Source organism: Spirillospora sp. NPDC052269 (assembly GCF_040679435.1).
In the GTDB taxonomy this organism is placed as follows: Bacteria; Actinomycetota; Actinomycetes; order Streptosporangiales; family Streptosporangiaceae; genus Spirillospora.
In genome coordinates, this window is sequence record NZ_JBFAUU010000004.1 from 56,208 (window position 1) to 74,965 (window position 18,758).

Consider the following 18,758-nt stretch of genomic DNA (forward strand, 5'->3'; position numbering starts at 1 on the left):
TCCCTGCCTTCCGGCACTGCCTTCCGGTTACTTTTTCGCCACCTTGCGGCCCCGCGCCGCCGGCTCCGGCTTCCAGCTCCGCAGGTCGTCGTCCGTCAGGCCGTGCTCGCCCTGGACCTGCTGCCGGTAACCGTCGAAGAACGCGGCGGGGGAACCGCTGTAGAGCGGGTGGAACTCATCGTGCCACTGCTTCAGCCAAGGTTGTAGCTCGAGCAGCCCGGCCAGGAAAGGCGCGATCTCCTCGCGGCCGAGGGACTGGTTGGTGAAGTGGGTCGCGAGCGCCTGCGCCTGCTCCCGCTGATCCCACCCGGCCCAGCCGAAGAGCTTCGCCTGAACACCGAGGGCCGGCGAATAGGAGATGAAGCGCTCCTTGGGCACATCGAGCTTGCCGCGAGCCCGCCAGTAGGACGGCTTGAGGAAGTCGACCGAGCCGTACTTGGGCGGGGTGGGAATCGTGTTCCTGATGTCGCGCTTGGCCATCTCGTCGGGCGCGGCGTCCTCCTGCCGCTGGAGGTCCCAGACGTGCTCCCAGTCGTCCCGTTTCCGCAGGCCGGACGGCTTGTAGCGGAGGGGAGCCAGGAAGGGAACGTGCTCGTCGGCCATCAACTCGGCGACGACCTTGGCGAGCTCCTCGCGCGGCCGGTAGAGGTTCGCCACGGAGACGAAGTCCTCGTCCCGGGAGAGCATGTCGGTCAGCCGGGAGAGGTTGACCAGGACGGGCATGTCATTGGCGTCGAACCAGTGCTCCCGCTTCTCGATCCGGTCGAGCAACCAGGATCGCAGCGCCTTCTCCTGGAGTGCATCCCACCCTTCGGTGGCCCAGCGCCGCTTGTACTCGGGCCGCTCGATCATCCCGATGGCTCGCGAGGTCTCGATCGCCTCGATCCGCTTCCGGACGGTCTCCTTGTAGGACTCCGGCCAGTGCGCAGGAATCTCGGTGATCGGCGTGGACCCATGCCGCTTGAACCACTCGCCGGAAGCCTCGCCTTCTGCGACGCGCCGAGCAAGCACAATCTCGAAGGCCCGCTCCCCAAGCGCCAGCTCGGGGACGTCCTGCTCCGAAGCCCGCAGATCCTCCGGGTGCAGTCTGTAGATCGAGTAGACGTGCCAATCGAGCTCCTCCTGAAGCCCGATCATCCGCCCCCGCAACGCCTCCCACCGCTTCCGCGCCTCCCGAAGAGGCGAAACGCTGGGCGCCTCAGAAGCAACAACAGCGGATGGCGTCACCTTCGCAAGCTCCTGCGCGAGGCTGTCCAACGCGGACGCAAGTGCCGTTGAATATTCGCGCGGCAGGGGGAATTCCTGAAGCTTGGTCCCGGTGAACTCGTAGAATCGCTCCCAGTCGTCGCTAGTAAACCCACCACCCTCCCCACGGATGCCCTTGTCATGACTGACCATCTTGAGCCAGAAGCAGGAAGTGGAACTATTGAGCACCCCGAGCAGTCGAAGATAATCCCCCTCATTCCCCTCCTCGCTTTTCAGATTGACCACTGGGGCAGACTGTTTAAAAACTCGCCCGCCCCTATCAAGCACAAAATGATTATGTGTCGCCACAAAAGAAAAGGCTAGGCCAAATTCGCTTCGAAATCTCCCAGGAAAGAACATGCTGTGATCAAACCATCGCAGACCACGCTCTTCTGGAGTCTCCCCGAAGTCAACACGGCGCTCAAGAACCATCCTACGCGGCCAGAAGAATCTGACCTCACCCTCCGTCGGGGCACGCCTGACGCCCTTCTCGTCATACGGGAACATCGTGAGGGTGGATCCTGTAATGACGTAGTCCCGAACCCCGTCGCCCAGGATGACCGGCACACAGGCATTTTCAAGGGCACGCGTCTTCGCAGCGGCCCGTCCAAGGTAGAACGCCTCATCCAATCCAGTGTGGGTCGTTCTACCCACCGCATCCAAACGCGGCTTCAGCGTCGCCTCACTGGCCTCGCCGATCCGCTCAATCATCTCAACTCCACCATCAACCATGATCCACGGGTGGCTGGCGAAGTAGCGATCGCGATCGAGGTCGCCGCAGGAAACCCACCGGCTTGTCGTCCCCGGAAGTTCGATCTGGTCAACGATCGCAGCCCAGACCAATCCGACCTCACCTTCGGCCGGAGCGGCAGGCTCACCCTGTACACCTCGAATGGCGCGCACCGTGGATGCCCGAGATTTTCCTGAACGCCGAGTACCCACAAGAATCACAGTCGGGGTGCCATGACCAGGTATGAAAGCTCCAGAAGTATCGATCACTTCAGTCAGCTCGACCTTGTGGCCAAAATAATTCTCAACGAGCTTGGCGCCGAACTCCCTCTTCATGAAGGAATTGGCAGTGATCTGTCCAACCCTGCCATAGCGGTCGTTGTCAATATCATGCAGAGCCAGCTCAAAGAAGCGTTGCGCGAACGGCACCGAGAGTGCGTACGTTCCGGAACAGGCATCGTACAACTCTCGGTAGAGACCGTTGAGCTTCTTGTCCTTGACAGTGATGTATGGCGGGTTTCCGACTACGACGTGGTACCGGCCTGGATTCAGGATCCCGGGGTAGTCGCGAACGTCCTCGGTGGCGTAGGTGAACGCGGCCAGCGGGTCGCCGGTTTCTTCGTCGGTGAGGGTGAGTTCGAGTTGGCGGTGCTTGATCAGGGAGTCGCCGATGGCGAGGTGGATGGGCCATTCGTACTTGGCAGCCTCGGCCAGAGTGCGGATGTCGGCGGCGGCCATTGCGGCGATCAGCAGGCGGAAGCGAGCGATGGCGATGGCGAACGGGTTGATGTCGACGCCATGGACGGAGTCCAGAGCAGCGCGAATTCGTTCGTGACGATCTCGGCCTGACGGGCGATCGTTCCACAGGCGGATGAGTCGCTGAAAGGCGCCGAGGACGAAGTGGCCCGAGCCGCAGGTCGGGTCGACCATCTTGAGCTCTTCGAAACCGAATTCGCGAATCGCCGGATTCATGGTGCGGTCGAGGATGAATCCCTCGACGAAGTCCGGGGTCTGGAGCAGCGCGTAGGTCTGGCGGGCCGATTCGGAGAGATCCTGGTACAAGTCGCCGAGGAAGCGAGTGCCCCAGCCCGCGGTCCCGTCGTCGTTCAGCGGGTCAGTGAAGTCATGAACGAGGGTGCCCTCGTCGTCCCGCGTCTTCCAGAAGGTGATCAGGTCGCCGGCCGCGTCGTGGCTGATCGGGATCTGGTAGAGGGCGTTGTGTGCTCGGTCGAAGAGCAACTTTCCGGCCTGGCCTTCGCCGATCTCGGCGAAGGCGTGCTCCAGCCAGCCTCGGTAGGTCGGATCGTCGTTCTCTTCCACGTACGCCTCGTAGCGGGCGCGGGCGAGGTCGAATCGGTCCGGCTCGGGGGCCGCGAGGTAGGGCTCGGGGATCAGGCGGTTGTCTTCGCAGAAACGGACGAAGACCGAGCCGAGCACCCAGGCTGCGGCCACCTGCGTAATGCGTTCGCCCAGCCAGGAGTTCCATGTGTCGGCGGTGCGGCCGATTTTGCGTGCCTGATCGTATTCCGCCCGAAGCCTGGTGCCGGTCTCCGGCAGCGCTTTGACCTGCTGCCTCAGATCCTTCTCGAAAGCCTGGACTTGCTTCTTCAGGTCCGCGAGCAGGGTCTTGCGATCGATCACGTGGGCCGTCCGATCACCTGTGGAGTGCTGAGTACCTACGAACCCCACAGGCTATCCACAGCATCTGACGAATTCTGGTGATTGAGAAGGACGAACGGCCTGATCAGGACATGACCGCTACTGACTGTTGTGACCGCTAAGGCCGGGCTGGGCGGTGAACGGCTCGTCCAAGTCGATCTCAACCCAGACGAGGTGGCCGGTCTGGCGGCTGCCCTGGACGCCGAGCTTGGCCGCGAGCTGGGAGAGCGCCCACAGGCCGCGCCCGGATTCAGCCCAGATGTCGTCGGGTTCCTTGACGGTCGGGACGCTCGTGCCGCCGTTGTCGGTCACCGCGACATAGACCGGATCGTCGTAGAGCAGCTCGACGCCGAACCAGCCGCCGTCCTCGCTGGACCGGGTGTGCCGCAGGGTGTTCGCGGCGAGCTCGCCGACCGCGAACTCGACCTGGTCCAGGCATCCGGTTCCTGCGAACAGAGTCCGGGCGAACTCGCGCGCCGCCGCCACCTGGTCGGGACGTCCGCAGAACGTGCGACGCCAACGCATCTCGTCCGGCCCCCACAGGAAGTCCGCCGCCGAGCCGGGCGGACAGGTCAGTCGCGCCATTCCGTTCCCTCCTCCGATCCGTGTGGTCACTTCGTCTCCTCGCCCGTGGCGTGGTTGCCCGGCTCCGGGTCGTCGTCCACTGCGAGCAGCTCGTCGAGGATGCGCTCGGCGCGGGCGTCGATCAGCCTGATCACACCGGACAACAGGCCGTGCTCGCGCATCGCGTCACTGAACACTCCCCGCGCGAGGTGGAACGCCCGCCTGATCTCGGCGTCGGGGGCCGGATCCGCCGCGTCACCGCTCACGGTCTCGTCCTCCGTCCGCGCCGATGCCGTCCCGCGCTCTTCCGGCCACCAGGAGGGCCGCCGGGGAAGCGGACAGCCCAGAGGAGCAGCGTCATCGCGCACCCGAGAGCGACTACCAGGGCGCCCACCGTCGCCACCATCCCGCTCACCTGAGCCACCGCGCCAGGAGGAAGGCGGCGTCCTCGGCGGTCCAGGCATGCCCGCCGTTCTGCCAGAAGTAGCCCCACGCGCGTCCGGCCCGATTCTGCACCTCGGTGGTCATCACGACCGTGGAACGCCCGTTGCTTGGGTTGGTCACGCGCAGGAGATCAGCGCCACCGATGAGGGTGCCGGTGAGCGGCGGCGTCAGCGCCGGTAGCAAGTCCACGAGCTCCGAGTACATGTGCATACGGCACTCGCGAAGTCGCTGGGCGTAGCCGCTCTTTCGCGTCTGTCGTTGCTGCGGTTGTGTCGTCATCACCAGGCCCTTGGATCACACGAGCTCGGGTTGCAGCGCTCGAACTCCCGCCTTCCACGACCTGCGGGCACTTCGCACTGTGCCTAACTATGCTCAGAGTGTGTTGCACGACACATCAGTCAGCAAGGGGTTCAGATGATAACTCTCAAAAATCATGGTGATCAGGCAGCGGCATATCACTCAAGGAGGGAAGTCAAGTGACAAATAGTCGCCGCAAAGGCCCGAACCCCACAGCCGCCCGACGGCGGCTGGCCCGCGCGATGCGACAGCTCCGCGACGACGCCGGGATCGGCCGGGAGGCCGCCGCCAAGCACGCAGGCATCGGCCCCGCCACCCTCAGCCGCCTCGAAGCCGGGACCCACGCCCCCAAGCCCGCCAACGTATTCACCCTCTGCATGCACTACGGCCTGGACGCCGACCAGGCCAACGCATACGCGGAACTCGCGCGCCAGTGCAAGGAACCGAGCTGGTGGCACCGGTACAACGACGTCCTTCCCAAGGGGTTCGATGTCTTCGTCGGCCTGGAGGACGAGGCCACCCGCGTCCAGTGCTGGCAACCGACGCTGATCGACGGCCGTTTCCAGACCGCCGACTACATGACCGCCCTTGCGCGCGCCGAGATCGATGTCCCCCAGGACCAGACCGTCGAACGCCTCGTCAGCGTCCGGCAGCAGCGTCAGGCTCGACTGCTGGACGGCAGCGACGATCGCGACCCCGCCGAGATCTGGTCCATCCTCCACGAGAGCACGCTGCGAACCATGGTCGGCGGCCGGGCCGTCATGAAGGCACAGCTCGACCGGCTCCTGGAGCTCTCCGTCCACCCGCTCGTAGACCTCCAGGTCCTTCCGTTCGCTAAGGGCGCGCACCCTTGTATGCAGAACGGCTTCCACGTCCTCGGTTTCCCTGATCCCGCTGATCCGGAGACGACGTACATTGAGTACAGGACTGGCGGCATCTTCCTGGACGACCCCGACGAGGTCGCCATTTATGGGAGGATTTTCGATCAGCTTCGTGCTCGTGCCCTCGACCCGGACGAGACGCGTGCGCTGATCACCCAGACGAGGGACGCGATGTGAACGTAGGTGTCCGAGGTATGGCTTTTCCTGTCACGGGCTGGCGCAAGAGCAGCTACAGCGGCACCGGCAACGCAGACTGCGTCGAGCTGGCCGCTTTCAGCGACCACACGACGGCCGTGCGCGACAGTAAGGACCCTGAAGGTCCGCGGCTGGCGTTCTCCGTCCGTGAATGGCGAGCCTTCACCGCGCGGGTGCGCTCCGGCGAGCTCGACCTCTGAGGCAGGACGAACAGACGAAGCCCCGGTCGGAGCGTTCGACGCTCGGGCCGGGGCTTCGTCCGTCCAGCTCGGTCAGGCGGCGCGGTGCACGTTGGCGACCCAGGAGTCGGGGAGCCTGATCAACTCGCCGAGCGCGTCCTGATAGGGCACGGCCACGGTGGCGAGGCGCGGCTCGCGGAACGGGTCGCCCTGCGGACACAGCAGCCACAGGCCACGACCGCCTGAGCTGGCAGCCGCCGCGAGTGAGGCCAGGACGCCCATCGCCTGGTAACGCGCGAGGGCCGTGGCGTCGGTCAGCAGCAACGGGCCGACGCCAGAGGCCATCCGGTCGCGGATCACGGGTTCCATCCGGCCCCACGCCGTACGGCTGTACTCGCTGAACTTCATCGCGGCCTTGCTCCCGGGCACGGCGACGTCGGCGCGCAGGATCGTCTCCCACGTCGGCTTCGTGCCGGGCGGAACCAGGTCGTGCAGGGTGCGCAGGAACAGGTCCGTCACCGAGAGCGGCTCGGCCCCGAAGCGGACACCAGACAGCTCGTCCACGGCCTGCCCGGTCAGCCCGGCCCGAACGGTCAGCACCCGGAATCCGTCCCGACGGGCCGACGCCCTCAGCCGTTCCTCCGCCTCGGCCGCCGCCGCCATCTGCGGATCGTCGGAGTAGCGGGTTGCTCCGCTCTTCCGCGTGGTCCGTCGTTGGGCTGGAGACGACATGTAGCTGGACACGACGTCCGGGTTGGTGGGCAGGTACCGGAGGACGCCGGTGTCCCGGTGCTCCGCCAGCCTGACGTCGAACCCCGCCTCGCGCAGCGCCTTCGTCAGCGGCCCGCCCGTGGGCAGCCGGTCACCGGTGTCGTTGAAGCGGGGGAACCTCGTCAGGACCTGGGCATGGATCTCCTCCGACTGGAGGCCTGGCTGGCTCTCCTCCGGGATACCAGGGATGATCCGGATCAGACCTGCCTGGGTCAACCGCAGTGCCCGCACCAGGGGCAGGTCGCGCGGGTAGACCTCCAACCGGGGAGTGACCGCGGCGTTCTTGGCTGCGGCGACGGCGATCTCGACCGTGCGCCGCTCGTCCCAGTCGATCGCACCGGATGGTCGGGTGATCGCGGCCAACTCGCCGAGGACGGTCGCGGCCGTGGGCAGGGTGTCCAGGCCGGCGAGCCGGTCGGCGACCCGGCCGAGGCGCACCGCATAGTCGAGAAGGGCGGGGGCCGACGGGGTCTCGGGACCGTCGTCCTCACCGACTTCCAGGGCCAACAGACCGCCGTTGGCGGCGCCGCCCTCGGCGTCCCGATTGGGGGTATGGCTGAACGCCTTCTCCTCCGGGACGTACTGCTCCGCCTCGAACACGGCCCGCACGGCGGCAAGGCCCAGCGCCCGGCGGATCTCGGGGTCCTGGTATTCGGTACCCCGGTGCTTGGTGAGAACCTCGGCGATCTCGGCGGTGGAGGCGACCCGGCCGAACTCCGCGAGGAGATCCAGGACCTCTTCGCGCAGCTCCTTGATGGCGGGCAGTTTCCGCCAGCGTTGCCGCTGGTCCTTCAGCACCTGGGGGACGCGTCCCCGGCTGATGTCCATCGGTCCGGCGATCTTCGCCTGCGTCGGCCAGATCGGCAGGTCGGGCAGCGCACCGGTCTCGTCGGGCAGACGCAGGAGCCTGCGGACGATCTCCACCTCGTTGCGGTTCGTGCCGTCCGCCTTGAGTTTGGGGACCAGCAGTGTCGCAAGCGCGTCGAGGCTGAGCATCCGCAACACGGTGGAAGAGATCTCGGCGTCCGGGTGATCTGCCGCCAGATCGCCGGCCACCTGCGACTCGACCTCGCTGAGCTTCTCGAGCTCATCGGCCGCGGCCTTGCGTCCCTCCGGAGTGAGCGGAGAGCGCGTGGTCTTTTCGAGGCGTGCGCGCCACTCGCTCTGGCGCTTCTGGATCTCGGTGCGGGTCTTGGAGCCGAGACCCGGCGCGTTGACGAGCTTGCCCTTGTGATAATTGAGCAGCTCACCCACGGTCATGACGCCGAGGCTGTAGAGGAACGACTCCGCGGCAGGGGTGAGCCCCGCGGCCGACAGGTGCGTCTCGCGGGTGGCCGCCTCGGCGAGCTGGTCACGCTGCCGTTGGGCGGACTCCGGCTCTGCGGCGGCGATTCCGGGCGTCCCGCCCTTCTCGGCCGTCCTCTCCTTCGTCTTCCCAGGTATGGGATGGCGGCTGCCCGACCCGGTGGACGGGGCGGTCCCGGCGAGATCCAGGAAGATCTTCTTCCAGGCGTCCCGCATCGGTTTGAGCTCGGGGAAACGCTGCGCCGCGTCCCGGTGCAGCGCCTTGCGGAAGAACTCGACGAGGGCATCCCGGATCGCCGGGTCGAACGCGTCGGCTTCGACGACCGGGACGGGCCACTCATCCGGGGCGAGCTGCTGCGGCGGAACTTTGCCGTCGCCCCACTTGGGCAGCTCGCGCGAGGCCATCTGGTGCAGGGTCACGGCAACGGCGTAACGCTCGGCGTGCGCGTCGTAGACCGACCGGGTCAGCCCGCCGATGAACGGGTCAAGGAACCCCTCTGTGCCCGCGTTGGTCTCCTGGACGGGATAGCCCGCCAGCGAGAAGTCGATCAGAACCAGCTCGCGGGTGCGGTTGGGGCGGATGCGGATGGCGATGTTGTCGGGCTTGATGTCGCGGTGCCAGACGCCCTCGCCCTCCAGGAAGTCGATCGCGCCGAACAGGTAGTCGCCGTACGCCTCGAGCTGGTCGATCTGGAGGCGTCCACGTTCGCGCAGTTCACGGGCGACCGTCTCGCCTCGGTGCCGGCTCGGAAGCCCGGACTGGTCGTCGCCGACCCGCTCGTCGCCGACGTACTCCATCGCCAGCACGGTGCGGCCGCCGATCGCCAGCGGCTCGGGCTCGATCAGGCGGATCACGCGTGAGTCGGCGCGCAGCCGCCCCATGACCTCGGCCTCGCGGATCAGGATGGCGGCCCGAGCGTCCGACAAGGCGATCTTCAGGACGGCGAGCTCGCGTCCCTTGGGCGGCGGCCGCAGGTCACGGACCAGGAAGGCACGGCTGGTCGAGCCGGTTCCGAGCCGCCGTCGCACCTCCCAGCGGTCCGCGAGCACATCGCCGGGGACCGCCTCCAGCGGATCCTTCTCCGAAGCGGGGGCCGAACCGGCGTCGGAGTCGGCGGCGACGGTGGCGTTCAGTGCGTCCTCGGCGCTCCCGAGCAGCTCCAGGAACTCGTCCGCCGACGCCAGGCGCCGCTCCGGACTGCTCGCCGTGGCTGCCTGCACCAGCTCGTCGATGTCCGACGACAGCCCGTCGATGATCGCACTCGGGCGGAGGCCCTCGCCCTCGTCCAGGCGAGCCAGCACTTCGGCCTGGGACGCGCCGGGCGGCTTACCTGTGGCCAGCAGGTATGTGAGAACGCCGAGCCCGTAGACGTCGAGAGCGACCGCGTCCGGCTGAAGGGCGGTGAGCTCAGGTGCCAGGTACGCGTCCGACCCGTCGGAGATGTGGATGGCCGACAGCTTGGTCGGGGCGAACCGGGACGAGCCCGCCGAGCCCGTGCGCTGAGTCGCGATCTGCCAGTCGGAGATCTGGAGCATCGGAGACAGCCACCGCGCGTCGCCGTCGCGCGACGGGTCACCGGAACGTCGCGAGCGGGGAACGACATGAACCGAGCGCGCGGCCAGCGCCCGATGGTGAACCCGGCTGGCGTGGGCGGATCGAATCGTCTCGGCGAGCTGCCTGACCAAGGCCATCCGGTCGGCGATGCCGAGCTTGTCGCCGTAACGGGCGAGGTACTCGTCCAGCCTCAGCGTGTCGGGGTGGTAGTCGAAGATCAGGGCCGGACCGGCGGAATGGCCTGACGGGTCGTATTGCTTGAGGTGCACCACGCCTGGGTGCCGGAACCTCTGCAGAACGGCGGCTTCGCGACGCGCCGCGTTCTCCACCGATCGTCGGAGGGAGGCATCCGCACCGCGCTCGCTCAGATAGATCCGCACACGGGCGATCTCGTGCAGTTCGCTGTGCTGGCCGAGATAGTCGGCCCAGGTCGGTCCCGTGTCGAAGGCGTGCCGCTCAAGCCGGTACGGTCCGACCTTGAACTCCGCCTCGCTGCGCCGGATGCCGATCCGCCCCAACGCGGCCCTGATCGCTTGGGAGCGCGGTTCGGTGATCCGCCTGTGGTCGTCCTTCGGTGGGCGGCGGAGCATCTGCACAAGCTCGTCGATCACGTGGACGCCTTGTTGATCGCCCTGAGACAACCGCACGTCCAATGACGAATCGGTAAAACACACCCCCGCTCCCACCCAGACTCGTTCGCCGTTCTGGGCAAGCAGCCCGGCGAGCTCCCGTGCCTTCTGGGTCACCAGATGCAGGGGGTTGCCGTGGGAGACAAGGCGTCCGGATGGAGTCGCCTGCACCCAAGTGCCGTTCTCGGAGATCACACGGCCATGCCAGTCTTTCAGCTCAACCATGTGAACGCCGCTGGGCGTGACGACCAGGAGGTCGACCTGCCGGACGTGACCAGTGTTGGCCGTAAAGGTGAAGTTCGACCATGCACGCCAGCCGTCAGCATCCGGAAGGCGTTCGCGGATGTCCTCCAGGCCTCTGCGCTCATGCTCGAACTCGGACTCCGTAACCGTCGTCCACCGGCCGCCCTTGAGCATTCCCACTCCGCGTGTCGAGAGACGTCGTGCCGGATGTCCTCCGGCCGCTGCCCGCATGATGCTATCCGCGGCCTCCGACATCACGGACGTACCTCAGCCAATCGAAGTCTGATGCGAATGACGCCTGTGCCATCGGCTCAGGCGTCTGGGGTCAAGGGTCTGGTTCCGGCCGGTTCTCAGGGCTGGCGGTGAGGACCGAGCGGGCCGCGCCTGCCGTATGCAGGGCATGACGTTCGAGCGTTTCGGCGAGGACGGCGCTCATCACCCCGACGGCGGGAGGCGGGTGAGAACGGCCCCGCGAGGGTCGCTACGGCTCGCGGACGGTCTCTACCGCCTCTCGGACGTCCGGGTGGGAGTCGTTGGCGAGGGCGTCGAGCAGTTCAGTGACGCCGGGGGTGGACCAGCGGGAGATCGCCCACACCAGGTCTTCCCGGACGGCCGGGTCGGGGTGCTCGGCGAGGTGGGTCAGCTGGTCGAGTGGGCCTCGTCGGCGCATGCCGAACCAGTGCAGGGTGTCGCGCAGGATGGCCGGGTCGTCGGTCTCGGCGATCCTGGCGAGTAGCACTCGGGGCGGTGGGGGCGGGCCGTCCAGGGGGTGGGGCAGGCGCTCACGCAGGCGGCGTGAACCGTATTCGCCCCTCACTCGGCATCCGTAGCAGGTGCAGGGGCGGGTGCCGTGCGCGTTCGGGCGGTATCGCCAGCCCGCGACCTGGGGCACGGTGCGGATCCGGTGCACTTCACGCGGCTGGATCGCTCGGGGGACGAACACCTCCCAGCCACGCGGGTCGTCCAGCGCGGCGATCCGTTGCACCGCCTCGGCTGCGGAGACGGTGGGCTGGGCATCGTTGTAGCGACCGGCCAGCACGGGCTGGTCGTCGTCCAGCCGGATGTGGACGGCCACGAGCCTGCCCTGTGCGCCGAAGTGGGCCAGTTCGCGTAGCCACTGGTGGGTGAGGGTGTAGGACGGCAGCACAGGAAAGCAGTACACCCCGCGCCCGCTGTGTCCGCGGCTGACCGCTCGGATCCCGGAGCGCCGGATGCGCTGCACGTTCGCCGCCGAAGTCAGGTGCACGAACATCGCCATGACCGGGCATGCTACTGGCCCGATTCCGGCGGAGCATCAGGATTACGGCGCAAAGCCCCAGGTCGGGAACCTGGGGCTATGCGGCGGTCAGAACTCGTGCTCGCCGTCGGGGTCGCAGTACTCGACGTCGTCGGTGGGGGCAAAGGTGCCGACGATCAGGCGGCGGATGAAGCGGCCGCCCTTGGGGACGTCGTCGGCGTCGACCTCGTAGGTGAACTGCTGGCCCTGGCGCAGGCGGCGGCCGTTGATGGTCACGTGGCGGCGGACGACGTAGATCGCACCCCAGGGGCAGCAGAAGTAGCTGCCGAGCATGGAGCCGTTGGTGTTCTTGGCGTAGTCGATCGCGCCCATGCTCTTGGCCGCGTCGATCTCGTCCTGGATCTTGAGGGTGGCCGCGGGGTCGGGGTCGAACTCCCACAGCTCCTTGATGGACTGGTGGGCGCGGGGGTCCTTGCGCCACTTGGCGCGCTCGAGCGGCGAGGTCAGGCACCACGGGTCGAACGCGGACGAGTCGGGCGTCGCGAGCTTCTTCGCCGTGGGCGCCTGGGCCTGGCCGCCGGAGTCGTAGCGGGCGATGAGGGACGGCATGGCCGTGAGCTGGCCCAGCTGGTAGAAGGCCTCGAGCGCGCGCTGGAGCCGCTCCTCGATCGCCTCGTGCAGTTCCGGATCGGGGACGGCCTCGAGCAGGCCCTCGGCGTAGTCCGCCGCGGTGGTCCCCTCGGCCGCGAGCTGCCGGAGCCGCTGCAGGTCACGACCGTGCTTCTCGGCGTCCTGGACGGACGCCTCGAACACCCCGAGCGCCACCTCGGCGTGCTCCCGGACGGCCCGCGCCGCGGCGAGCATGCCCCGCAGGTGCGGCAGCGGACAGGGCGCGGCCTCCGCCCATTCGGGCAGTTCGGCCGGCAGCGCCACGGTCTTGGAGATGTCGAGCATGGTGTTGCCGGCGGCCTGCCGTGCCCGCGACGACCACGTCTCGACCTGGCCGAAGCAGTCCGTCACCTGCGTGTGCGTGACCGGCGGGACGTACCCGACCGTCCTCGGGTCGGCGCTGTAGTCGGCGTCCAGCAGGTTCTCGCCGATGGACTGCAGGACGAACGCGTTCCACGAGCACAGCAGTTGGCTCGACACCCCGGGCTCGACGTGCCACAGGTTCGCGCCCTCGTCGGCGAGCTTCTGGCGCAGTGCCTCCGCCCTCTGCATCTCGGTGTAGGCGACGCCGCCCGCGCGCCGGAACGATTCGAGCGTGTCCGCCCGCACCTCCCCCTTCAGCTTGGCCGTCATCCTGACCAGCAGGGTCGGTCGCCCCAACTCGTCCGGCATGCCCATCACCACTCCCTCGTAAGAACGCGGCCCTTCAGAGCCGCAGTCTAAACACCATCAATCAGACGTATCCGGTACATGACTTGGCTCCCTCACCTTTCGTCAGAAGTGAAGAAGCGCCGGCCCCCTGGACGGGCTCGGCGCTTCTTCATGGCGGACCGGCACCTACCAGGGCGGGTGGTTCGTCTGCCTGCTTCCCTTTCGTCCGCCAGGCGTCCGTGTCCACCGGTCGGTGGACAACAGGTTCAGCCGGTCGAGGCTGTCGGGGGAAAGGGGCCTCCGGCCAGGCTTTTCACCATGAAGAACCCCTCAGTGCGAGTGGCGCGGTGGAGCGCCCATCACCCCTGGCGCGCGATCGCCGGGTGGCTTCTGTTCGTGATGTTCTGCCTCGGCGCCGGGATCTCGATCGGCGGGCACGCGGCCCAGGCCAAGGACTACTGGGTCGGCGAGGCGGGCCGGGGCGAGTCGCACGCGGCGCAGGGCGGGCTGCAGCAGCGGCCGCTGGAGCGCGTCCTCATCACGGCGAAGGGGACGGCGCCGCTCGACAGGGCGCGGGGAACGGCCGTCGCCGAAGACGTCCGGACGCGCTTGGGACGGCTCCCCGAGGTCATGTCGGCCGCCGCGCCGGTCTGGTCGGACGACGGACGGGCCGTCCGGGTCGACGTGACCCTGACGGGGCCCGAGCTGGACGGCAAGAAGGTCGTCGATCCGGTGCTCGCGCAGACCGACCAGGTGAGGAAGGCCAACCCCGACCTGGCCGTGGACGAGGCGGGCAGCCCGTCCATCAGCAAGGACGTCCAGGGGCAGCGGAGTTCGGACCTCTCGCGCACCGAGGTGTTCGCGCTGCCGGTCACGCTGATCGTGCTGCTGCTCGTGTTCCGGTCGCTGGTGATGGCGGTCGTGCCGCTGCTGCTGGCGGTGTCGTCGATCGCGGCGGGCGTCGGGCTGTCGATGGTCGCCTCGCACGTGTTCCCGGACGCGGGCGTCGGGACGAACGTCATCCTGCTCATCGGCATGGCCGTCGGGGTCGACTACACGCTCTTCTACCTCAAGCGCGACCGGGAGGAACGGGCCAAGGCGGGCGGGACGCTGTCGTCGGCGGCCGTGGTGGAGCTGGCCGCGGCCACGTCCGGGCGCGCGGTGGTCGTGTCCGGGCTGGCGGTCGCGGTGACGTCCGCGACGCTCTTCCTGGCGGACGACGTGATCTTCTCGTCGCTGGCGACCGGCGCGATCGTGGTGACGACGGCGGCCGTGGTCAGCTCCCTGACCGTCCTGCCCGCGCTCCTCGCCAAGCTCGGCGCCCGCGCCTCGCGCCGCGCCGCCCGGCGGGCCGCGCGTCACGGGAACCCGGCCGCCGCGCGGCAGGCGACGCCGTCGAAGGCGGGGCCGGGACGGGTCACCGGGTCGGTGCTCGGGGCGGTCGCGCGGCGGCCTGCGGTGATGCTGGGGATCGCCACCGCGCTCCTGCTGGTGCTCGCCGCGCCGATGACCTACATGAAGCTGACGGACGTGGGCCGCGAGACGTACTCGCGGCAGCTGCCCGCGATGCAGGCGTTCTTCAAGGTGAACGCGGCGTTCCCGGACCTGAAGGCGGTCGACCAGGTCGTCGTCCGCGCGGACGCGTCGCGGCAGGCGGACGTGGCGTCGGCGCTGGACGCGCTCGCCGCACGGGTGAAGGCCGACCCGCTGTTCGACGGCCGGACGCGCGTCCGGGTGTCGTCCGACCACCGGGTCACGATCCTGGACGTGCCCGTCCCGGCGTACCCGAGCCAGAAGCAGGGGGAGGACTCGCTCAAGCGGCTGCGCGCCGTGCACGTCCCGGCGACCGTCGGGAAGATCGGGGTGGACGTCGCGGTGACCGGGGACGTCGCGCGGTACGCCGACTACCCCGAGCACCAGAAGCAGCGCCTCCCCCTCATCCTGGGCGCGCTCCTGCTGGTCACGTTCGCGATCACGGTGCTGGCGTTCCGGTCGGTCGTGATGGGGCTGGTCGGGGCCGTCCTGAACCTGCTGTCGGCGGCGGCGTCGCTCGGCGTGCTCGCGGCGGTGTTCCAGCACCGCTGGGCCGAGGGGCTGCTCGGGTTCACCTCGATGGGGTCGGTCGGGTCGCGGGTGCCGCTGTTCCTGTTCGTGATCCTGTTCGGGCTGTCGATGGACTACCAGGTGTTCACGCTGAGCCGCGTCCAGGAGCTGGTCCGGAGCGGGGTGCCGGCGCGGCGGGCCGTCATGGACGGGATCGGGGCGTCGGCGGGCGTGGTGACCAGCGCGGCCATGGTGATGGTGACGGTGTTCGCCGGTTTCATCCCGTTGCACCTGATCGAGATGAAGCAGTTCGGGCTCAGCCTCGCGGTCGCGGTGCTGCTGGACGCGTTCGTGATCCGGCTGGTGGTCCTGCCCGCGATGATGCTGCTGCTCGGCGAGGCCGCGTGGTGGCCGTCCCGGCGGACGCGGCGCGACACCGGCGAGAGGAACCGGGCGATGCGGCCCGTAGGGTGATCGATGTGCCGCTTCCCGACGACCGGTCGCGCGTCCTGCGCTGGAACGCCGTCCTGTGGGTGCTGGTCGGCCTCGCTCCCGAGGTCGTCGCGTCCCACGACGACGCGGGCGGGACACGCGTCTGGTCGCTCGGCGTTCCGGTCGCGCTCGGCGTCGCGTACGCGCTGTACCGCCGCTTCCCCGGACGCGTGGACTGGTTTCCGTGGGTGCTCGTCCTCGGCATCGGCGCGGTCGCCTACCTGCGGGACGGGGCGGCGACGCTGTTCATCGCCTCGCTCCCGATGTTCTGGTTGCACGCGCGGACCGTCCGGGAGCCGATCTGGACGAGCGGACTCGCCGCCGTCGCCGCCTTGGCCGGCGACCTGCTGCGGGGCGGCGGGCTTCAGGGCAACGCGATCGTCACGCTGGTCGGCTTCGGGGCGGGGACGGTCCTGGCGCTCACCGTCCAGCGCATGCTCGACCGGGCGGACCGGCACGCGGAACGACTCGGCGAGGAGCTCGCCGACGCGCGGTCGGCGCTGGCCGAGGCGCTCCGGAAGGAGGGCGCGGCGGCCGAGCGCGAGCGGATGGCGCGGGAGATCCACGACACGCTCGCGCAGGGGTTCGCGTCGATCGTCGTGCTCGCCGAGGCCGCCCGCTCGGACGTCCGGGACGCGCCGGACGACGCGTCCCGGCAGCTGACCTCGATCGAGCGGATCGCGCGCGAGAACCTGTCCGAGGCGCGGGTGCTGGTCGGCTCGTCCCCGAGCGAGACGATCGCGTCCGGATCGGTGACCGCGACGCTGCGTCGCACCCTGGACCGGTTCGCCGAGGACACCGGCCTCGCCGTGGACGCCGAGCTGGACGAGGTCGACGGCGACCAGACCACCCGGATCGCGCTGCTGCGCTGCACGCAGGAGTCGCTGGCGAACGTCCGCAAGCACGCGGCGGCGTCGACCGTCGGGATCGTCCTGTCCAGGCATCCGGACCACGTCGAGCTGGAGGTCACCGACGACGGGCGCGGCTTCGCGGTCGAGGACGCCCGGGGTTTCGGCCTCGCCGGAATGCGCCGCCGGCTCGCCGAGCTCGGCGGCGGCCTCACCGTGACGAGCTCGGTCGGCGACGGCACCCGGATCCTCGCCGTCCTTCCCCTGGAGGAGTGAAGACATGCTTTCGGTGATCGTGGCGGACGACCATCCCGCGATGCGCGCGGGCGTCATCGCGCTGCTCGCCGCCGACGCCGGCATCGCGGTCGTCGGCGAGGCGGGCGGCGGACGGGAGGCGGTCGCGCTGGTCGCGGAGCTCCGCCCGGACGTGGCGCTGCTCGACCTGCGCATGCCCGACCTGGACGGCGTCGCCGCGACGGCCGAGATCGTCGCGGCGCGCGCGGGGACCCGCGTCCTCATCCTCACCACCTACGACACCGACACCGACATCGAGCGGGCCGTGGAGGCCGGGGCGGTCGGCTACCTGCTGAAGGACACCACGCGCGAGCAGCTCGTCGACGCCGTCCGGGCCGCGTCCCGGGGCGAGACCGTGCTCGCCCCGAAGATCGCGCAGAAGCTCGTCGCGCGGATGCGGCGGCCCGCCCCCGCGGCGCTCACCGCCCGCGAGGTCGACGTCCTGCGGGCGGTCGCGGACGGCCTGTCCAACCCCGAGATCGGCAGGCGCCTCGTCATCGCCGAGGCGACCGTGAAGACCCACCTGCTGCGGATCTTCGCCAAGCTCGACGTCGGCGACCGCACCCACGCCGTCGTCAAGGCCCTCGAACTCGGTCTCCTCCCCCGCTCATAGCCCGCCCCCGCTCCCGACGGCTCAGCGGTAGTCGCGGAAGAAGACGCGGAGGTCGTTCAGGAGCAGGTCGGGGGCGTCGTGCGCCGACCAGTGGCCGCCCCGGTCGTGCTCGGTCCAGGCGACGATGTTCTTGTGGTCGCGTTCGGCGAACCGGCGCAGCGGCCGGAAGTCGTACGCGAACGAGGACAGGCCGATCGGGAACGTCGTGGGCGTCGTGTCCTTCTCCGCATGGTGGCATTCGAAGTAGAAGCGCGCCGAGGACGCGGCGGTGTTGGTCAGCCAGTAGATCGTGGCGTTGGTGAGGATGACGTCCGGGTCGGGGACGCCCGCGAGGAGCTGGCCGATCCAGGCGAGCTGACCGGCGGGCGAGTCGGCGAGGGCGTGTGCGAGCGTCTGCGGCTGCGCCTGCTGGATCTTGTCGTGGACGGAGTGCTCGACGAAGCCTCCGAGGAACTCCAGGTGGTTCCGTTCATCCTCGGTGATGTCGGTCAGCTCGGCCGGGTCGCCGGTCGGGAACGAGAAGATCTGCGTCACGTGGACGGCGAGGACACTGTCGGGGTGGCGGCGGCCGATCTCGGGGCTGACGATCGCGCCCCCGTCATTGCCGTGGACGGCGAACCGGTCGTAGCCGAGGCGGGTCATCAGCTCGGCCCACGCGTCGGCGACGCGCGCCGCGTTCCAGCCCTTGGTGTGCGGGCGGCTGGAGAAGCCGAAGCCGGGCAGGGACGGGATGACGACGTCGAACGCGTCGGCCGGGTCGCCGGGGTTCGTGAGCGGCTCGACGAGGTCGAGGTACTCGACGAAGGTGTTCGGCCAGCCGTGCGTGAGGATCAGCGGCGTCGCGTCCGGGTGCGGCGAGCGGACGTGCACGAAGTGGATCGTCTCGCCGTCGATCTCGGTCGTGAACTGCGGGAACGCGTTCAGCCGGGCCTCCTGCGCGCGCCAGTCGAAGTCGCGCCAGCGGGCGAGCGTGTCGCGGACGAACGAGCCCGGGACGCCGTACTCCCAGCCGGGCCGCACCGGGCCTCGCTGGACGCCGTCGGTGATCTCGTCATAGGGCAGCTCGTCCGCGAAGCGGGTGCGGGCGAGGCGGTCGGCCAGGTCGTCCAGGTCGGCCTGCGGGACGCTGATGCGGAACTCGTTGATCTCGCTCATGTGGAAGAGTCTGTCCCGGCATTAGGCAGGGTTCGTTCCTAATGGGTCGGCAGGGTGAAG

At 68.8% G+C, this 18,758-nt stretch carries 13 protein-coding genes; 5 read left to right on the forward strand and 8 right to left on the reverse strand.

Annotation, left to right across the window (positions count from 1 at the left end; translation table 11 throughout):
* Positions 1-27: 27 nt before the first annotated feature.
* The 4 genes from pglX to AB0L06_RS09215 all read right to left on the reverse strand — a co-directional run bounded on the left by pglX (position 28) and on the right by AB0L06_RS09215 (position 4,920).
* Positions 28-3,615 (reverse strand): BREX-2 system adenine-specific DNA-methyltransferase PglX, encoded by a 3,588-nt coding sequence (gene pglX / locus AB0L06_RS09200; RefSeq protein WP_500230430.1) that lies wholly within the window; start codon positions 3,613-3,615, stop codon positions 28-30.
* 117 nt (positions 3,616-3,732) lie between these two features.
* The gene (locus tag AB0L06_RS09205) at positions 3,733-4,218 is read right to left on the reverse strand and encodes an ATP-binding protein (RefSeq protein WP_500230431.1); all 486 of its coding nucleotides are present in this window, start codon (positions 4,216-4,218) and stop codon (positions 3,733-3,735) included.
* Positions 4,219-4,244: 26 nt separating this feature from the next.
* A complete protein-coding gene (locus AB0L06_RS09210; protein ID WP_500230432.1) occupies positions 4,245-4,463 on the reverse strand; it encodes a hypothetical protein in 219 nt (72 codons plus the stop codon).
* A gap of 145 nt (positions 4,464-4,608) precedes the next feature.
* On the reverse strand, positions 4,609-4,920 hold the full coding sequence (locus AB0L06_RS09215; RefSeq protein WP_500230433.1) for a hypothetical protein: 312 nt from the start codon (positions 4,918-4,920) through the stop codon (positions 4,609-4,611).
* Between the two features lie 197 nt (positions 4,921-5,117).
* Here AB0L06_RS09215 and AB0L06_RS09220 point away from each other — a divergent pair, with 197 nt between their 5' ends.
* Together AB0L06_RS09220 and AB0L06_RS09225 are read left to right on the forward strand one after the other, a co-directional pair.
* Complete coding sequence (locus AB0L06_RS09220) at positions 5,118-5,996, forward strand: helix-turn-helix domain-containing protein (RefSeq protein WP_500230434.1); 879 nt, start codon at positions 5,118-5,120, stop codon at positions 5,994-5,996.
* A gap of 17 nt (positions 5,997-6,013) precedes the next feature.
* On the forward strand, positions 6,014-6,214 hold the full coding sequence (locus AB0L06_RS09225) for a DUF397 domain-containing protein (RefSeq protein WP_500230435.1): 201 nt from the start codon (positions 6,014-6,016) through the stop codon (positions 6,212-6,214).
* A gap of 72 nt (positions 6,215-6,286) precedes the next feature.
* Here the strand turns inward: AB0L06_RS09225 and pglW are convergent, their stop codons facing one another.
* From pglW to AB0L06_RS09240, 3 genes are all read right to left on the reverse strand, one after another.
* A complete protein-coding gene (gene pglW / locus AB0L06_RS09230; RefSeq protein WP_500230436.1) occupies positions 6,287-10,870 on the reverse strand; it encodes a BREX system serine/threonine kinase PglW in 4,584 nt (1,527 codons plus the stop codon).
* Between the two features lie 307 nt (positions 10,871-11,177).
* Entirely contained in the window at positions 11,178-11,954 is a 777-nt protein-coding gene (locus tag AB0L06_RS09235) for a HEAT repeat domain-containing protein (protein WP_500230437.1), read from the reverse strand.
* Between the two features lie 87 nt (positions 11,955-12,041).
* Positions 12,042-13,280 (reverse strand): hypothetical protein, encoded by a 1,239-nt coding sequence (locus AB0L06_RS09240; RefSeq protein ID WP_500230438.1) that lies wholly within the window; start codon positions 13,278-13,280, stop codon positions 12,042-12,044.
* A gap of 291 nt (positions 13,281-13,571) precedes the next feature.
* On the opposite strand from AB0L06_RS09240, the gene AB0L06_RS09245 reads away from it, so the two are divergent.
* The 3 genes from AB0L06_RS09245 to AB0L06_RS09255 are packed head-to-tail and all read left to right on the forward strand — an operon-like array spanning position 13,572 to position 17,543.
* The gene (locus tag AB0L06_RS09245; RefSeq protein ID WP_500230439.1) at positions 13,572-15,770 is read left to right on the forward strand and encodes an MMPL family transporter; all 2,199 of its coding nucleotides are present in this window, start codon (positions 13,572-13,574) and stop codon (positions 15,768-15,770) included.
* 5 nt (positions 15,771-15,775) lie between these two features.
* The gene (locus tag AB0L06_RS09250) at positions 15,776-16,912 is read left to right on the forward strand and encodes a sensor histidine kinase (RefSeq protein WP_500230440.1); all 1,137 of its coding nucleotides are present in this window, start codon (positions 15,776-15,778) and stop codon (positions 16,910-16,912) included.
* A 4-nt stretch (positions 16,913-16,916) separates the two neighbouring features.
* Complete coding sequence (locus AB0L06_RS09255; RefSeq protein ID WP_500230441.1) at positions 16,917-17,543, forward strand: response regulator; 627 nt, start codon at positions 16,917-16,919, stop codon at positions 17,541-17,543.
* A 21-nt stretch (positions 17,544-17,564) separates the two neighbouring features.
* On the opposite strand, the gene AB0L06_RS09260 is transcribed toward AB0L06_RS09255, so the two are convergent.
* A complete protein-coding gene (locus tag AB0L06_RS09260) occupies positions 17,565-18,698 on the reverse strand; it encodes an epoxide hydrolase family protein (RefSeq protein ID WP_500230442.1) in 1,134 nt (377 codons plus the stop codon).
* Between the last annotated feature and the right edge of the window lie 60 nt (positions 18,699-18,758).